The following is a 16,307-nucleotide window of genomic DNA, read 5'->3' on the forward strand; positions in this document are numbered from 1 at the left end:
CGGTTCCCGTTCCGCGCTCACCGCCACTAAACGACCACCCCGTACCGACGGCACGAGCCGCCCACCGATTTCGGTGAGCGGCTCGTCGCTGTCGCCATCTAGAGTCCGGCGGCCGCGCGCAGCTTCTCGGCCCGGTCCGTGCGCTCCCACGGGAGGTCGATGTCGGTGCGGCCGAAGTGCCCGTACGCCGCGGTCGGCGCGTAGATCGGACGCAGCAGGTCGAGATCGCGGATGATCGCGCCTGGGCGCAGGTCGAAGACCTCGGTGATCGCCTTCTGGATCAGCGCCGGATCGGTCCGCTCGGTGCCGAAGGTCTCGACGAACAGTCCGACCGGGGCCGCCTTGCCGATCGCGTATGCGACCTGGACCTCGATGCGCTCCGCCAGGCCTGCGGCGATGGCGTTCTTGGCCACCCACCGCATCGCGTACGCGGCGGACCGGTCGACCTTCGACGGGTCCTTGCCGGAGAAGGCGCCGCCACCGTGGCGGGCCATGCCGCCGTAGGTGTCGACGATGATCTTGCGACCGGTCAGGCCTGCGTCACCCATCGGCCCGCCGAGCACGAACTTTCCGGTCGGGTTGACCAGCAGCCGGACGTCGGCGGTGTCGAGGGTGGGCACGCCCAGCTCGGCGAGCACCGAGCCGAGCACCTTCTCGCGGATGTCCGGCGTGAGCAGGTTGTCGAGGTCGATGTCCGCGGCGTGCTGGGTGGAGATGACGACGGTGTCGAGCCGCACGGCCTTGTCACCGTCGTACTCGATGGTGACCTGGGTCTTGCCGTCCGGACGCAGGTACGGCAGCACGCCGGTCTTGCGGACCTCGGTCAGCCGGCGCGAGAGCCGGTGCGCGAGCGCGATCGGCAGCGGCATCAGCTCGGGGGTGTCGGTGCAGGCGTAGCCGAACATCAGGCCCTGGTCGCCCGCGCCCTGCCGGTCGATCTCGTCGTCGGTGATGCCGTCGACCCTGGCCTCGTGCGAGTGGTCGACGCCCTGCGCGATCTCCGGGGACTGCGCGCCGATCGCGATGTTCACGCCGCAGGAGTTGCCGTCGAAGCCCTTGGCCGAGGAGTCGTAACCGATCTCGAGGACCTTGTCGCGGACGATCTTGGGGATGTCGGCGTACGCGGTGGTGGTGACCTCTCCCGCCACGTGCACCTGACCGGTGGTCACAAGCGTCTCGACGGCCACCCGGCTGCGCGGGTCCTGTTCGAGCAGTGCGTCGAGAATGGAGTCGCTGATCGCATCACAGATCTTGTCCGGGTGTCCCTCGGTCACAGACTCACTGGTGAATAGCCGACTGCCGGACTTGCTCACAGATCTCCCTCTCGCCACAGCGTTGGTATTGCCCCACAGACCCTAGTGCGGGGTACGACGGATATGAACCATTGAAATCAGCAGAAAAATGAAATCAGCGGAAATGTATTCCCTCCGCGCCGGGGTCGGCGACAAAGGGTCTGACTTTCAGACTACGAGGCCGAACCGTTCTGTGCGTGCGCGCCCCCGCCACTGTCGAGCAGGGACACCAGGGCGTCGAGCACCCGACTGGCCATCAAGGCCTTGGAGCCGTACTCCAGCGCGACCTCGGAGCCGTCGGCGCCGAGCAGCCAGCCGTCGTTGTGGTCGACCTCGAACGCCTTGCCCTCCCCGACCGCGTTGACCACCAGCAGGTCGCAGCCCTTGCGGGCGAGCTTCGAGCGCGCGTGGGTGAGCACGTCGCCGTGCGCGTCGCCGGTCTCCGCCGCGAAGCCGACGATCACGGAGGTGTTCGGCAGGTCGCCGTCGCGTCGCGACCGGACGAGCCCGGCCAGTATGTCCTCGTTGCGGGTCAGCGGGATCGTGTCGGGCTCGTCGGCGCCCTTCTTGATCTTGCTGTCGGCGATGGTGGACGGCCGGAAGTCCGCGACGGCCGCGGCCATCACGACCGCCTCCGCTGCGACCGCCGCCTTGTCGACGGCCTCCTTCAGCTCACCCGCCGTGCGGACCCGGATCACCTCGAGCGCGGCCGGATCGGCCAGGTCCGCGGTGTATCCGGCGATCAGGGTCACCTCGGCGCCGCGCTGGGCGGCGAGCCGCGCGATGGCGTAGCCCTGCTTGCCGGAGCTGCGGTTGCCGAGGAATCGGACCGGGTCGAGGGGTTCACGGGTGCCGCCCGCGGACACCAGGATCTTGCGGCCGACGAGGTCGCGGCGCAGCGCGTCGGGACGCTCGAGCAGCAGGGTCGCCAGTCCGACGATCTCGTCCGGCTCTGGCAGCCGGCCCGCGCCGGTGTCCTTGCCGGTGAGTCGACCGGAGGCGGGCTCGATCACACAGATGCCGCGTTCGCGCAGGGTCGCCACGTTCGCGACCGTCGCGGGGTGCTCCCACATCTCGGTGTGCATCGCGGGCGCGAACACCACCGGGCAGCGGGCCGTGAGCAGGGTCGCGGTGAGCAGATCGTCGGCGCGACCGTGTGCGGCCCTTGCCATCAGATCGGCCGTCGCGGGCGCGATCACCACCAGGTCGGCCTCCTGGCCGAGCCGCACGTGCGGCACCTGCGGGACGTCGGCGAAGACCCCGGTCTGCACCGGGTTGCCGGAGAGCGCCTCGAACGTCGCGCGGCCGACGAACTGCAGAGCCGAGTCCGTGGGGATCACCCGCACGTGGTGTCCACTCTCGGTGAAGCTGCGGATGATCGAACAGGCCTTGTATGCGGCAATTCCGCCGCCGACCCCGACGACGATGCGGCGGGGTCGGTCGGCGGAATCCGATGGGAGCTCGCTCACGGGCTCTGTATCACTCGCCTTCGGTGTGCTCGAGGAGGTCGGAGTGGATCTCGCGCAGCGCGATGGAGAGCGGCTTCTCCTGGAGGCCCGGCTCGACCAGCGGGCCGACGTACTCGAGGATGCCGTCACCGAGCTGGTTGTAGTAGTCGTTGATCTGGCGCGCACGCTTGGCCGAGTAGATCACCAGCGCGTACTTCGAGGAGGTGCGGGCGAGCAGCTCGTCGATCGGCGGGTTGGTGATGCCCAACGGGGTGTCGTACGCCGGGACGCCGTGTCGCTCGGCGTCGGACAAGGCTGCTTGAGTTGCGCTCACTGGCGAATCTCCTGTGGTGGTCGGCGCTTGTTTCAACTGCAACTACTTCTGAGAACTGCAGGTTCGAGCAAAGGTGCTGCTAGTCGAGATCGATACTGTCTTCTTTACAGAATCCTGAACGGACGCCGACTATCGCGGCGCTCCAACCAACAAGGATACCAACTCGTCGCACGCACGGTCGACATCCTCGTTCACGATGACCGTGTCGAACTCGTCCTTGGCCGCCAACTCGACCTTCGCGGTCTCAAGGCGGCGGGCGACGACCGCCTCGGACTCGGTGCCGCGACCGGTCAGCCGGGACACCAGTTCCTCCCAGCTCGGCGGCGCCAGGAAGGCAAGAATCGCCTCCGGCATCGCCGCCCGGACGGCACGAGCACCCGCCAGGTCGACCTCCACCAGCACGGGATGTCCGGCCTCGAGGGCCGCGATCACCGGCGCGGCGGGGGTGCCCGACCGCTGCAGCCCGCCGTGGATCTCCGCCCATTCGAGCATCTCGCCGGCTGCGATCATCCGCTCGAAGTCGTCGGCGGTGACGAACGTGTAGTCCTTGCCGTCGACCTCGCCGGGCCGCGGGTCTCTCGTCGTGGCAGACACGCTGAAGACCAGGTCGGGAAGTCGCTCGTGCAGTTTGCGGACCACACTCGACTTACCCACGGCTGAGGGGCCGGCCAGTACTACCAGCCGGCCCCTCTGCGCTGTGCTTTCCCCGCTGTTCGAAGCCGGGGTGGTCTTGCTGTTGTCTGACACGTTGTCTGTGTCAGCCACCAGATTCCTACTCAGCGTCGAAATCGAACCTGGTGAGCAGAGCCTTGCGCTGCCGATCGCCGAGGCCACGAAGGCGACGGGTCGGAGCGATCTCCAGCTCGGTCATGATTTCCTGCGCCTTGACCTTGCCCACCTTGGGCAGGGCCTCGAGCAGTGCCGACACCTTCATCTTGCCGAGGATCTCGTTCTCTTCGGCATCCTTGAGGACCTGCTTCAGGTCGGTGCCGCCGCGCTTGAGGCGCTCCTTGAGCTCAGCCCTGGCCTTACGGGCTGCAGCCGCCTTCTCCAAAGCAGCGGCGCGCTGCTCATCAGTCAACTGGGGAAGGGCCACGGTTCCTCCGTCTCGTCGTGTGCAAATAGTCTTCTGCCACCGGTTAACCAGCAGCGATAGCGACCGTACTCACGCCGAGCGCCGATTGCGAACCCACCCCCCAGGTCAGCGCGTAATTCCGGTGGGTTATGCGAGTCCGTTCTCGACGTCGTCCCTGACCCGCTCCGCGGCCTCGCGAAGCGCGGAAACAGACGGCCCGTGCCGCAAAACGTCCCGAGAAGTGTTGGGCAGCAACAACTCTCGTGAATCGCGGAAAATCTCTGCCAGATCGGCCACGGTGGCGCCCTGTGCGCCCAGTCCGGGCGCAAGAATCGGCCCGGAAAATTCCGATAAATCCAATCCGTGTCCGCGTGTCGCGCCGACCACCAGGCCCACCGTGTCCCGGCCGTCCCGGTTCTGCGCCACTGCCGCGTCGACGATCGATTGCGCGACCGACACGCCCTTACCAGCAGAAACAGCCGACAGGTCGGCAGCGTCGAGCTGATCACCCAGCAACCGAGCCCCCTGCAACTGCCCACCCTCCGGATTGGAGGTACGGGCGAGCACGAAGAGCCCGCGGCCGTGCTCGGTCGCCAACTCGACAGCGGGCTCGAGCGCGCCGAACCCGAGATAGGGCGAGACCGTCACCGCGTCCGACGCCAGCGGCGCCTCCTCGCCCAGCCAGGCCTGCGAGTACGCCGCCATGGTGGAACCGATGTCGCCCCGCTTGGCATCGGCGATGACCAGCGTGCCCGCCGCGCGCACCACCGAGATGGTCCGCTCGAGCACCGCGTACCCGGCCGACCCGTGGGCCTCGAAGAAGGCCACCTGTGGCTTCACCAGCGCCACGTCGCCGACGAAGGCCTCCACGCATATCTCCGCGAAGGTCTCGACGCCCCCAGCGGTCTCTGGGAGCCCCCACGCCCGCAGCAGCGAAGGGTGCGGGTCGATGCCCACACACAGCCGGCCCCGGTCCGCGATCGCGGACCGGAGCCGGCTGCCCCAGCTGTGCTGACTCACTTCTGTCCCGGCTCGCGCAGCGCCGCGTGCAGGTCCTGCAGCGAGCGCACACCGATATCGCCCCTGATACCGGCCTCGATGCCCTGGACCGCCGCCGAGGCGCCCTGGACGGTGGTGATGCACGGGATGTTCACCGACACCGCCGCGCTGCGGATCTCGTAGCCGTCCACGCGGGGACCGGAGTTGCCGTACGGGGTGTTGATCACCATGTCCACCTCCCCGGCCTTGATCTGGTCGACGATGGTGCGCGCGCCCTCCGGCAGGTCCTCGCCGGACTGCTTGTGCACCTCCTCGCAGGCGATGCCATTACGCCGCAGCACGTCCGCGGTGCCCTCGGTGGCCAGGATCGTGAAGCCGAGGTCGGCGAGCCGCTTGACCGGGAAGATCAGCGACCGCTTGTCCTTGTTCGCGACCGAGACGAACACCACGCCACTGGTGGGCAGCGAGCCGTATGCGGCGGTCTGGCTCTTGGCGAACGCGGTACCGAAGTCCGCGTCGATGCCCATCACCTCGCCGGTGGACTTCATCTCCGGGCTCAGCAGGGTGTCGACGCCGGTGCCGTCCGCCTTGCGGAAGCGGTTGAACGGGAGCACCGCCTCCTTGACCGCGATCGGCGCGCCGGCCGGGGTGTTGCCGCCGTCCCCGGTGGCGGGCAGGACCCCGCTCGCGCGCAGGTCCGCGATGGACTCGCCGAGCATCACCCGGGCGCAGGCCTTCGCCAGCTGCACCGCCGTGGCCTTGGACACGAACGGCACCGTGCGGCTGGCGCGCGGGTTCGCCTCGAGGACGTAGAGGATGTCGTCCTTGAGCGCGTACTGCACGTTCAGCAGGCCCTTGACCCCGATGCCCTTGGCCAGTGCCTCGGTCGAACGCCGGACGTTCTCGAGGTCGGCCTTGCCGAGCGTGATGGGCGGCAGCGCGCAGGCCGAGTCGCCGGAGTGGATTCCGGCCTCCTCGATGTGCTCCATCACGCCGCCGAGGTACACCTCGGTGCCGTCGCACAGCGCGTCGACATCGATCTCGACCGCGTCTTCCAGGAACCGGTCCACCAGCACCGGGCGGTCGTCGGAGATCTCGGTGGCCCGAGAGATGTAGTCCTGCAGCGACTTCTCGTCGTACACGATCTCCATGCCGCGCCCACCGAGCACGTAGGAGGGGCGCACCAGCACCGGGTAGCCGATGCCGCCCGCGATCTCGCGGGCACCGTCGAACGTGGTGGCGGTGCCGAACTTCGGCGCGGGCAGGCCCGCCTCTGTGAGCACGCGGCCGAACTCGCCGCGATCCTCGGCGAGGTCGATGGCCTCGGGACTGGTGCCGACGATCGGGACGCCCGCGGCCTTGAGCCGCTTCGCCAGGCCGAGCGGGGTCTGGCCGCCGAGCTGGACGATGACGCCTGCGACCGTGCCCGACGCCGACTCGGCGCGGTAGACCTCGAGGACGTCCTCGAAGGTCAGCGGCTCGAAGTACAGCCGGTCCGCGGTGTCGTAGTCCGTGGAGACCGTCTCCGGGTTGCAGTTGACCATGACGGTCTCGTAGCCGGCCTCGGAGAGCGTGAGCGCGGCGTGCACACAGGAGTAGTCGAACTCGATGCCCTGACCGATGCGGTTCGGGCCCGAGCCCAGGATCAGCACCTTGGGCCGCTCGGTCTGCGGCGCGACCTCGGACTCCGCCTCGGGATCGAGCTCGTAGGTGGAGTAGTGGTACGGCGTCTTGGCCTCGAACTCGGCCGCGCAGGTGTCGACGGTCTTGTAGACCGGGCGGATCTTGAACGCGTCGCGCAGTGTGCGGACCGCGTCCTCACCCTCCTGGCTGTCCCCACCGAGACCCGGGCGCAGCGAGGCGATCTGGCGGTCGGACAGGCCGTGGTACTTGGCCTGACGCAGCAGCGCCTCGTCGACGACCTCGGCCGCGCGGACCTGCTCCCCCAGCTCGTGGATCTGCTGGAACTGATCGAGGAACCACGGGTCGATCTTGGTGGCTTCGAAGAGCTGCTCGATGGTCGCGCCGAGCGCGAACGCCTTCTCGATGCCGTACATCCGGCCGTCCTGCGGCACGCTGAGGTCCGCGAGCAGGGCGTCCAGGTCGTCGACCTCGAGCTCGGGCCCGGTCCAGTAGCCGGCCCGCTTGGTCTCGAGCGACCGCATGACCTTGCCGAAGGCCTCGGTGAAGTTGCGGCCGATCGACATCGCCTCGCCGACCGACTTCATGGTGGTGGTCAGGGTGCCGTCGGCGCCGGGGAACTTCTCGAACGCGAAGCGGGGCGCCTTCACCACGACGTAGTCGAGGGTCGGCTCGAAGCAGGCCGGGGTCTCGCCGGTGATGTCGTTGACGATCTCGTCGAGGGTGTAGCCGATGGCCAGCTTCGCGGCCATCTTCGCGATCGGGTAGCCGGTCGCCTTCGACGCAAGCGCCGACGAGCGCGACACGCGGGGGTTCATCTCGATGACCACGAGGCGGCCATCGGTCGGGTCCATCGCGAACTGGATGTTGCAGCCACCGGTGTCGACGCCGACCTCGCGCAGGATGTCTATGGAGAGGTCGCGCATCTTCTGGTACTCGCGGTCGGTCAGCGTCATGGCCGGGGCCACGGTCACCGAGTCGCCGGTGTGCACGCCGACCGGGTCGACGTTCTCGATCGAGCAGATGATGACCACGTTGTCGCGGCCGTCGCGCATCAGCTCGAGCTCGTACTCCTTCCAGCCGAGGATGGACTCCTCGATGAGCACGTTCGCGGTGGGCGAGGCGGCAAGTCCGCCGCCCGCGATGCGGGTGAGGTCTTCCTCGTTGTACGCCATGCCGGAGCCGAGGCCGCCCATGGTGAACGAGGGCCGCACGACGACCGGGTAGCCGAGCTCGGCGACGGTGTCGTGGACTTCCTCCATCGTGAAGCAGACCCGCGAGCGCGCCGACTCGCCGCCGACCTTGGCGACGATGTCCTTGAACTTCTGCCGGTCCTCGCCGCGCTGGATGGCATCGAAGTCGGCGCCGATCAGCTCCACGTCGTACTTCTCGAGGATGCCCTGCTCGTGCAGCGCGACCGCGGTGTTCAGCGCCGTCTGGCCGCCGAGGGTGGCGAGCACCGCATCGATCTTGTGGCCCTGCTCGGCCTCGCGGGCGATGACCTTCTCGACGAACTCCGCGGTGATCGGCTCGACGTAGGTGGCGTCGGCGAACTCGGGGTCGGTCATGATCGTGGCCGGGTTGGAGTTGACCAGCGACACGCGCAGGCCCTCCTCACGCAGGACACGACACGCCTGGGTGCCCGAGTAGTCGAACTCGCAGGCCTGTCCGATGACGATCGGTCCGGAACCGATCACCAGGATGTGCTTGAGATCTGTGCGACGTGGCATTACTTCTTGACTCCCTCGAGCAGGCTGGTGAAGCGGTCGAACAGGTAGGCGGCGTCGTGCGGGCCCGCCGCGGCCTCGGGGTGGTACTGCACCGAGAAGGCCGAGTCGTCGAGCAGGCGGACGCCCTCGACGGCGCCGTCGTTGGCGCAGGTGTGACTGATCACGGCGCGGCCGAACGGGGTGTCGAACTCCTGGCCCGCCTCGCCCTCGAGCGCGAACCCGTGGTTCTGCGCGGTGATGGCGATCCGGCCGGTGCCGTGCTCGATCACCGGGATGTTGATGCCGCGGTGGCCGAACTTCATCTTGTAGGTGCTCAGACCGAGCGCGCGGCCGAGGATCTGGTTGCCGAAGCAGATGCCGAACAGCGGCAGGCCCTGGCCGAGCACCTCCTTGGTCAGGTGCACCGCGCCGTCGGCGGTGGCCGGGTCGCCAGGGCCGTTGGACAGGAACACTCCGTCCGCGCCGAGGTCGAGAATCTGCTCGAGGCTCGCGTTCGAGGGCAGCACGTGCACCCGGATGCCGCGCTGGGCGAACATCCGCGGGGTGTTGGTCTTGATGCCCAGGTCGATGGCCGCAACCGTGAACCGGGCCTCGCCGCCGACCGGCTCGATGATGTAGCCGTTGTCGGTGCTGACCTCGCCCGCGAGATCGGCGCCGAGCATCGACGGCTGGTCCTTGACGGCCTGCAGCATGGCGGCGTCGTCGGTCAGCGCCGCGCCGGAGAAGACCCCGGCCCGCATGGAACCGCGGGTGCGCAGGTGCCGGACCAGTGCCCTGGTGTCGATGCCCGCGATCCCGACGATGCCCTGGCGGACGAGCTCGTCCTGCAGCGACCCGGTGGCGCGCCAGCTCGAGGTGCGGCGCGCGGGATCGCGGACCACGTAGCCGGCCACCCAGATCTTGTTGGAGTCGCCGGAGGCCTGACGGCCAGCGCTCAGCGCCTCACCGTCCTCGCCGTTCCAGCCCGTGTTGCCGATCTGCGGGGCGGTGGCGACCACGATCTGGCGGTGGTAGCTCGGATCGGTGAGGGTCTCCTGGTAGCCGGTCATGCCGGTGCTGAAGACCGCCTCGCCGAGGGTCTGGCCGACCGCACCGAAGCTGGTGCCGCGGAAGATCCGCCCGTCCTCGAGGACCAGGGCCGCCGGTCCTGTGCCGCTCGCTGATTCAAAGCTGTCACTCACGCGTTCTCTCCGTTCACCCATGCCGGGTACACACTCTTGTCGTCTCCACGGAATCCGGTGTCGATCTCCGTTCCGGTGGGCAGCTCCCACCGGATCACCAGGACCCCGTCCTTGCTCATGACCTTGCCTGCGAGCCCGCGTTCGGTCCGGATCGCCCGGATCGAGGACTGCGGGATCCAGATCGCCGAGGCGCCGTCTCGTTCGAGCAGCACACCCTTCTCGTGCCTGCTGATATCGCCGGTCGCGCGGAAGCCGATGTCTCCGACCGCGATCCGGTCCTGCCAGCTGGGCGCGAGGGTGCTGCCCACGTACAGGCCGCTGCTCGGCGGGATCAGCTGCGCGCCCAGGTCGGCTGGCACCGCGGGCAGCTCGCCGATCGCGTCCGCCTGACGGCCGGCCCGCTTCTTCCAGCCCCGGTACATCAGCGCCACCATCAGCGCCCAGAACAGGAGGAAGCCGACGGTCAGCAGGATCCGGTCCGTGCTCATGCGCGCACCTTCCCGTCCAGGACGGTGACCCGGCCGCGCAGCAGGGTGGTGGTGACCCTGGCGCCGAACGTCATCGCGTCGAACGGGCTGTTCTGCGCGATCGACGCCAGTTCCGGTGCCCGCACCGTCCATTCGCGATCCGGGTCCACCAGCGTGAGATTGGCCGGCTCGCCGACCGCGATCGGTCGGCCCTGATCGCTCAGTCCGACGATCTCGGCGGGCCGCTCGCTCATCACCCGGGCCACGCCGCGCCAGTCCAGCAGGCCGGTCTCGACCATCGTCTGCACGACGATCGCCAGCGCCGTCTCCAACCCGAGCATGCCGGGCCTGGCGGCCGAGAACTCGCAGCACTTGTCCTGCTCGGCGTGCGGGGCGTGGTCGGTGGCGACGCAGTCGATGACGCCGTCGGCCAGGCCCTGTCGCAGCGCGGCGATGTCGCTGGGTTCGCGCAGCGGCGGGTTCACCCGGTTCACCGCGTCGTAGGTCTCCAGCCGGGAGTCGTCGAGCAGCAGGTGATGCGGGGTGACCTCAGCGGTGATCGAGATGCCCTGTCCGCGTGCCCACTTCATCAGCTCGACGGTGCCTGCGGTGGAGGCGTGGCAGATGTGCACGCGGGCACCTGCATCGCGGGCCAGCAGCGCGTCGCGGGCGACGATGGACTCCTCCGCGGCCCGGGGCCAGCCGGCCAGGCCGAGCCGGGCGGCGGTCGGACCCTCGTGCGCGACGGCACCGACGGTCAGCCGCGGCTCCTCGGCGTGCTGGGCGATGAGGACTCCGAGCGCGCTCGAGTACTCGAGTGCCCGGCGCATGATCAACGGGTCGTACACGCAGTGGCCGTCGTCGGAGAACATCTTGACCTTGCCGATGCCCGACGCCATGGTCGCCATCTCGGCGAGCTGCTTGCCCGCGAGCCCGACAGTGACCGCGCCGACCGGATGGACGTCGACCAGGCCGACCTCCTGTCCCCTGCGCCACACGTGGTCGGTGATCACGACTGAGTCGGCGACCGGGCTGGTGTTGGCCATCGCGAACACCGCGGTGTAGCCGCCGAGCGCCGCGGCGGACGACCCGGACTCGATGGTCTCGGTGTCCTCACGACCGGGTTCGCGCAGGTGCGTGTGCAGGTCGACGAAGCCGGGCAGCAGCACCTGGCCGGCCGCCTCGATGACCTCGGCGCCCTCGGGTGCGTCCAGTCCGGCGCCGATCCCGCGGATCTCACCGTCGGAGATCAGCACGTCCTGCGGCTCACCCTCGCCGTAGATGCGCGCCCCGCGGATCAGGATGTCACCGCGGGCGAAGCCTCGGGAAATGTCCTGGCTCACAGCGCCACACCTTCCTCAGTACCGACCAACAACCCGAACAGGACAGCCATGCGAATGTGAACTCCGTTCGTAACCTGCTGCAGCACTGCAGCTTTCGGTGAATCCGCGACCGCCGACGCGATCTCCATGCCGCGCAGCATGGGACCCGGGTGCAGCACAACGGCGTGTTCGGCGAGCATGCCCAGCCGCTTCTCGGACAGCCCGTAGGTGATCGAGTACTCGCGCGGCGACGGGAAGAACCCGCCGTTCATGCGCTCGGCCTGCACCCGCAGCATCAGCACCGCATCGACGCCGGGCAGCTCCGCGTCCAGCGAATGCGACACGGTCACCGGCCAGCTCGACACCCCCACCGGCAGCAGCGTGGGCGGCGCGACCAGCACGACCTCCGCGCCGAGCGTGGAGAGCAGGAAGGCGTTCGACCTGGCCACCCGGCTGTGCAGGATGTCGCCGACGATCGCGACCCGCTTGCCCGCGATGGAGCCGAGCCGCTGTCGCAGGGTCAGCGCGTCCAGCAGCGCCTGGGTGGGGTGCTCGTGCGTGCCGTCACCGGCGTTGATCACGGCCGGGCCGTCATCGCCGTCCGCGGTCCACTCCGCGATCCGGTGCGCCGCACCGGAGGCCGGGTGCCGCACGATCAACGCGTCCGCCCCCGCGGCCCTCAGGGTCATCGCGGTGTCCCGCAGCGACTCGCCCTTCGACACCGAGGAACTGCTGGCGCTGACGTTGATCACGTCGGCGCTCATCCACTTGCCCGCGACCTCGAAGGACACCCTGGTCCTGGTCGAGTTCTCGAAGAACACCGTCATCACGGTGCGCCCCCGCAGCGTCGGGAGCTTGCGGACCTCGCGGCCCAGGAGGGCCTGCTCGAATCGTTCGGCCTCGTCGAGCAGACCTGTCGCGCTCTCGAGGGTCAGATCCGAAACCGACAACAGATGCTTCACAGATTCGGCTCCCCGCTCGCCTTGTTCACGCCGCCGCTGAGCGTCACGCTGTCGACCCCGTCGTGTTCGACCAACTGCACCTTCACGTCCTCGGTGCGCGCGGTCGGCACGTTCTTGCCGACGAAATCGGCCCGCAGCGGCAGCTCCCGGTGGCCGCGGTCGACCAGGACCGCGAGCTGCACGGCCTTCGGCCTGCCCAGGTCACGGAGCGCGTCGAGCGCCGAGCGCACGGTCCGCCCGGAGAACAGCACGTCGTCGACGAGGACCACAAGCGCCTGGTCCACACCGCCTTCGGGCACCGAGGTGCGCTCGAGCGGACGGTGCGGCTTGGTCCGCAGATCGTCGCGGTAGAGGGTGATGTCGAGCGAGCCGGTCGGGGGGCGGACACCCGAGAACTCCTCGATCTTGTTCGCCAGGCGGTTGGCGAGGGTGGTGCCGCGCGTCGGGATACCGATCAACACCACTCGGGGCGGGTCGGTCTCGGCGTCGAGCGCGGTCTTCTCGATGATCTGGTGCGCGATCCGCGCGATCGTCCGACCAACGTCGGCAGAAGAGAGCAGCTCCCTGGTGACAGGGTGATCCTGGGCCGATGAATCGGCGGAGGATGGCTCGGGCGTGAGCAAGCTGGACCTCCTTCTCCGCCTCTCTGGACGGATCGTTAAAGGATGTCTGACGCCCGCCAGCCTATCAGCGCGGTGACCAGGAACCCGACGCGGTTCGGGGTGTGCTGAGCCACAGTCGAACCCCCGTTTCGACCGTTTCCCGGCCCGGACGACGAACGCCGCGGACCGTGATCGGTCCGCGGCGTTCGCGTGTCGTTCGGCGCCGGGTCAGGCGTCGGTGCCCGGCTCGGGCGTGGCCTCCGTGCGCTGCGAGGTGGCGGCCGCGGCGGCTCGCACCTGCGGCGCGACGAGCACCACCTGACCGAGTACCCCGTTGATGAATCCCGGCGAGTCGTCGGTGGACAGCTCCTTGGCCAGCTCCACGGCCTCGTCGACCGCCACCACAGGCGGCACGTCGGTGGCGTGGAAGAGCTCCCACACGGCGATCCGCAGGACCGCGCGGTCCACCGCGGGCAGACGCTCGAGTGTCCAGTCCTGCAGGTGGTCGGCGATGACCCGGTCAAGCCGGTCGAGGTTCTCCGCGACCCCGGTCACCAGGGTGACGGTGTAGGGGTTCACCGGGGCGACGGCGTCGTCCGTACGGGCGAGCTCGGCCCGCTCGGTGGCGAGATCGACCGGATCGAGGTCGCGCGCCTCCGCCTCGAAGAGGAAATCGACTGCGCGCTTACGGGCCTTGTGCCTGGCCCCGAGCTTCTTCTGACTACCGGACACGCTACGAAGTCACGCGGCCCAGGTAGTTGCCGTCCCGAGAGTCGATCTTGAGCTTGTCGCCGGTGTTGACGAACAGCGGGACCTGCACCTCGGCGTCCGTCTCCAGGATCGCGGGCTTGGTGCCACCGGTCGAACGGTCGCCCTGCAGGCCCGGATCGGTGTGCTTGACGACGAGCTCGACCGTGACCGGCAGCTCGACGAACAGCGGCGCGTCCTCATGGGTCGCGACCTGGACCTGCATGTTCTCCAGCAGGAAGCGCGCGCCGTCGCCGACGGTGGCCTCGCTGATCGAGATCTGGTCGTAGGTGTCGCCGTCCATGAATACGTAGTCGCTACCGTCGTGGTACAGGTACGTCATGTCGCGACGGTCGACGGTCGCCGTCTCCACCTTGACGCCCGCGTTGAAGGTCTTGTCCACGTTCTTGCCGGAGAGCACGTTCTTGAGCTTGGTCCGCACGAACGCGGGGCCCTTGCCCGGCTTCACGTGCTGGAACTCGATGATCTGCCAGAGCTGGCCCTCGATCTTCAGCACGAGCCCGTTCTTGAAATCACTGGTGTCAGCCACTTACTTCGCGTCTCCTTCAGACGATTACGAGATCTTTGGTGGTGAGGGTGAGGAGCTCGGGCTCCTGCTCGCGAACAACGAGCGTGTCCTCGATCCTGACGCCTCCGCGACCGGAGAAGTACACACCGGGCTCGACTGTTACCGCAGCACCGGCTAGCAGTGTACCGGTGCCGAGCTTGCCGATTCCCGGTGCTTCGTGGATCTCCAGCCCGACGCCGTGCCCGAGACCGTGCAGGAACAGCTCCCCGTAACCCGCGGCCTCGATCACCGACCGGGCCGCGGCGTCCACCGCGGCGACCTCCGTGCCCGGTGCGAGGGCGGCCCGGCCCGCGGCCTGCGCGGTCGCCACGAGCTCGTACACCTCGCGCTGCCAGTCCGCCGCCGCACCGAGCACGAACGTCCTGGTCATGTCCGAGTGGTACCCCTCGACCGTTGCCCCGAAGTCGAGCTTGACGAAGTCCCCTGCGGCCAGCGTGGCGTCGGTCGGACGGTGGTGCGGGATCGCCGAGTTCGCGCCCGCCGCGACGATCGTCTCGAACGAGATGCCGTCCGCACCGTGCTCGAGCATCAGGAACTCCAGTTCCCGTCCGACTTCCCGCTCGGTCCGGCCCTGTCGCAGTCCCCCGCGCTCGATCAGGACCGCGAGGGCGAGGTCGGCCGCCGCGCACGCTCGCCGCAGCAGCCCCACCTCGTGCTCGTCCTTGACCATGCGGAGCCGCTCCACCAGCCGCGGCGCCCGGATCATCTCGAGTGACGGAGCCAGCTCCTGCCAGGCGGCGAGCTCGTCCACGGTCACGACGTGGCTCTCGAACCCGAGCCGCACCGGGCCGGCATCGGTGTCGGCGCAGCGACCGATGAGGTGCCCTGCGCTGGAGCGGTCGATCACCGCCTCGAGGTCCGGCACCTGCTCGCCGACCTGGATCAGGTACCGGCCGTCGGTGCAGATGAGGGTCCGAGACTCGGCACCCGGTTCGTCGCGGGCGTCGACGAGCAGCGCCGCATTCGACCCGGTGAACCCCGTGAGGTACCTGATGTTGAGCAGATCGGTCACCAGTAGCGCCTCGACGCCCCAGTCGGTGAGCAGTGTGCGCAGCGCGGCCCGGCGGGACCCGTGATCGACGGTCGACATGAGCCCAACCTACGGCAGCGTCCGGCCCCCGCGAGGGCCCTCGCGACGCCAGGTGTGGGTTAGGCCACAGGTCCCATTGAGCGGTCGTTACGCTGTCGGCATGAACTCGTGGCTTCTTCGTGGTCTGGGTATGGCGTCGGTGCATGTCGTGACGAGGGTGGTGCTCGGACTCGCGGTCACGCAGTGGCCCCTGCACGGATCGTCACTACGGTGGGTCTCGCTGGCGTTCGTGGTGCTGGTCGCACTGCTCTGGGGCGGTCTCGACGGCATCAGGGACGCGCGCACCGCGGTGGACGAGGAGTCGGGCGCGGACCTGACCATGATGTGGCTCAAGGCCGCCGCCGTCGCGGGCGTGCTGGCGGGCGCGGTGTCCTGGCTGATCGGCGTCACCACCGGCATCGCACTCGGCGACAACACACTGTTCTTCGAGCTCACCTCCGGAGCCGCCTTCACCATCCTGCTCGTCTTCCTGCCGGCGATGCTCGCGGTGACGGTCGGACGCTTCCTGGTGCGGCGCGAGGCCCGCAAGTCCGGAGCGACCGCAGCCCCCGCCGCGGCAGGCGCCGCGGGCGCGTACGCGAGCGAACAGGACTACGACGTGGTCGAGGCCGCGGAGGAGAACTACGAGGCCTCCGAGTGGGCCTCCGAACACGGCACCGGCCAGGGTTACTACGAGACCGATCAGGGCTACTACGAGAACGACCAGGCCGGCAGGCAGCAGGCCGACGACCAGACCTCGGGCGGCGGTCGCCACTACGTCGACGACGCCCCCACCGAGGTCTTCGAGGCGATCAAGCCCGAGAACGGCAAGTAACGCAGCTCCACTGC

General features: G+C 68.9%; 16 protein-coding genes. 1 reads left to right on the forward strand and 15 read right to left on the reverse strand.

Annotation, left to right across the window (positions count from 1 at the left end; all coding sequences use genetic code 11):
• Positions 1 to 98 precede the first annotated feature (98 nt).
• The 15 genes from metK to ABIC28_RS20580 form a co-directional block, all read right to left on the reverse strand.
• On the reverse strand, positions 99 to 1,313 hold the full coding sequence (gene metK, locus ABIC28_RS20510; RefSeq protein WP_097209893.1) for a methionine adenosyltransferase: 1,215 nt from the start codon (positions 1,311 to 1,313) through the stop codon (positions 99 to 101).
• 152 nt (positions 1,314 to 1,465) lie between these two features.
• Complete coding sequence (gene coaBC, locus ABIC28_RS20515) at positions 1,466 to 2,761, reverse strand: bifunctional phosphopantothenoylcysteine decarboxylase/phosphopantothenate--cysteine ligase CoaBC (protein WP_354580568.1); 1,296 nt, start codon at positions 2,759 to 2,761, stop codon at positions 1,466 to 1,468.
• Between the two features lie 10 nt (positions 2,762 to 2,771).
• Entirely contained in the window at positions 2,772 to 3,074 is a 303-nt protein-coding gene (gene rpoZ, locus ABIC28_RS20520; protein WP_027499672.1) for a DNA-directed RNA polymerase subunit omega, read from the reverse strand.
• Between the two features lie 129 nt (positions 3,075 to 3,203).
• A complete protein-coding gene (gmk, locus tag ABIC28_RS20525) occupies positions 3,204 to 3,755 on the reverse strand; it encodes a guanylate kinase (RefSeq protein ID WP_097209984.1) in 552 nt (183 codons plus the stop codon).
• Positions 3,756 to 3,846: 91 nt separating this feature from the next.
• Positions 3,847 to 4,170 (reverse strand): integration host factor, actinobacterial type, encoded by a 324-nt coding sequence (gene mihF, locus ABIC28_RS20530; protein WP_027499670.1) that lies wholly within the window; start codon positions 4,168 to 4,170, stop codon positions 3,847 to 3,849.
• A 126-nt stretch (positions 4,171 to 4,296) separates the two neighbouring features.
• A complete protein-coding gene (gene pyrF, locus ABIC28_RS20535) occupies positions 4,297 to 5,169 on the reverse strand; it encodes an orotidine-5'-phosphate decarboxylase (RefSeq protein ID WP_354580571.1) in 873 nt (290 codons plus the stop codon).
• The gene (carB, locus tag ABIC28_RS20540; protein WP_097209896.1) at positions 5,166 to 8,519 is read right to left on the reverse strand and encodes a carbamoyl-phosphate synthase large subunit; all 3,354 of its coding nucleotides are present in this window, start codon (positions 8,517 to 8,519) and stop codon (positions 5,166 to 5,168) included. The genes pyrF and carB overlap by 4 nt, the downstream gene beginning before the upstream one ends.
• Positions 8,519 to 9,700 (reverse strand): glutamine-hydrolyzing carbamoyl-phosphate synthase small subunit, encoded by a 1,182-nt coding sequence (carA, locus tag ABIC28_RS20545; protein ID WP_269590049.1) that lies wholly within the window; start codon positions 9,698 to 9,700, stop codon positions 8,519 to 8,521. The genes carB and carA overlap by 1 nt, the downstream gene beginning before the upstream one ends.
• The gene (locus ABIC28_RS20550; protein ID WP_097209897.1) at positions 9,697 to 10,188 is read right to left on the reverse strand and encodes a PH-like domain-containing protein; all 492 of its coding nucleotides are present in this window, start codon (positions 10,186 to 10,188) and stop codon (positions 9,697 to 9,699) included. Before ABIC28_RS20550 ends, carA begins: the two co-directional genes overlap by 4 nt.
• A complete protein-coding gene (locus ABIC28_RS20555; RefSeq protein ID WP_307861247.1) occupies positions 10,185 to 11,510 on the reverse strand; it encodes a dihydroorotase in 1,326 nt (441 codons plus the stop codon). Before ABIC28_RS20555 ends, ABIC28_RS20550 begins: the two co-directional genes overlap by 4 nt.
• The gene (locus ABIC28_RS20560; protein ID WP_077041500.1) at positions 11,507 to 12,451 is read right to left on the reverse strand and encodes an aspartate carbamoyltransferase catalytic subunit; all 945 of its coding nucleotides are present in this window, start codon (positions 12,449 to 12,451) and stop codon (positions 11,507 to 11,509) included. Before ABIC28_RS20560 ends, ABIC28_RS20555 begins: the two co-directional genes overlap by 4 nt.
• The gene (pyrR, locus tag ABIC28_RS20565) at positions 12,448 to 13,074 is read right to left on the reverse strand and encodes a bifunctional pyr operon transcriptional regulator/uracil phosphoribosyltransferase PyrR (protein WP_097209898.1); all 627 of its coding nucleotides are present in this window, start codon (positions 13,072 to 13,074) and stop codon (positions 12,448 to 12,450) included. Before pyrR ends, ABIC28_RS20560 begins: the two co-directional genes overlap by 4 nt.
• Before the next feature lie 207 nt (positions 13,075 to 13,281).
• A complete protein-coding gene (gene nusB / locus ABIC28_RS20570; RefSeq protein ID WP_097209899.1) occupies positions 13,282 to 13,785 on the reverse strand; it encodes a transcription antitermination factor NusB in 504 nt (167 codons plus the stop codon).
• A gap of 1 nt (position 13,786) precedes the next feature.
• Positions 13,787 to 14,350, reverse strand: a complete 564-nt coding sequence (efp, locus tag ABIC28_RS20575) for an elongation factor P (protein ID WP_077041498.1) — start codon at positions 14,348 to 14,350, stop codon at positions 13,787 to 13,789.
• Between the two features lie 16 nt (positions 14,351 to 14,366).
• On the reverse strand, positions 14,367 to 15,479 hold the full coding sequence (locus ABIC28_RS20580) for a M24 family metallopeptidase (RefSeq protein WP_354580576.1): 1,113 nt from the start codon (positions 15,477 to 15,479) through the stop codon (positions 14,367 to 14,369).
• 100 nt (positions 15,480 to 15,579) lie between these two features.
• Here ABIC28_RS20580 and ABIC28_RS20585 point away from each other — a divergent pair, with 100 nt between their 5' ends.
• The gene (locus tag ABIC28_RS20585; protein WP_179800410.1) at positions 15,580 to 16,293 is read left to right on the forward strand and encodes a B-4DMT family transporter; all 714 of its coding nucleotides are present in this window, start codon (positions 15,580 to 15,582) and stop codon (positions 16,291 to 16,293) included.
• Positions 16,294 to 16,307: the final 14 nt, after the last annotated feature.

Source organism: Rhodococcus sp. PvR044 (genome assembly GCF_040548995.1).
GTDB classification, from domain to species: Bacteria; Actinomycetota; Actinomycetes; order Mycobacteriales; family Mycobacteriaceae; genus Rhodococcus_G; species Rhodococcus_G oryzae.

What these genes read in the sequence shown, in the direction of transcription:
- ABIC28_RS20585 (WP_179800410.1), top strand. Translation starts at nt 15,580, where the DNA reads ATGAACTCGTGGCTTCTTCGTGGTCTGGGTATGGCGTCGGTGCATGTC.
- ABIC28_RS20550 (WP_097209897.1), bottom strand. Translation starts at nt 10,188, where the DNA reads ATGAGCACGGACCGGATCCTGCTGACCGTCGGCTTCCTCCTGTTCTGG.
- ABIC28_RS20580 (WP_354580576.1), bottom strand. Translation starts at nt 15,479, where the DNA reads ATGTCGACCGTCGATCACGGGTCCCGCCGGGCCGCGCTGCGCACACTG.
- carB (WP_097209896.1), bottom strand. Translation starts at nt 8,519, where the DNA reads ATGCCACGTCGCACAGATCTCAAGCACATCCTGGTGATCGGTTCCGGA.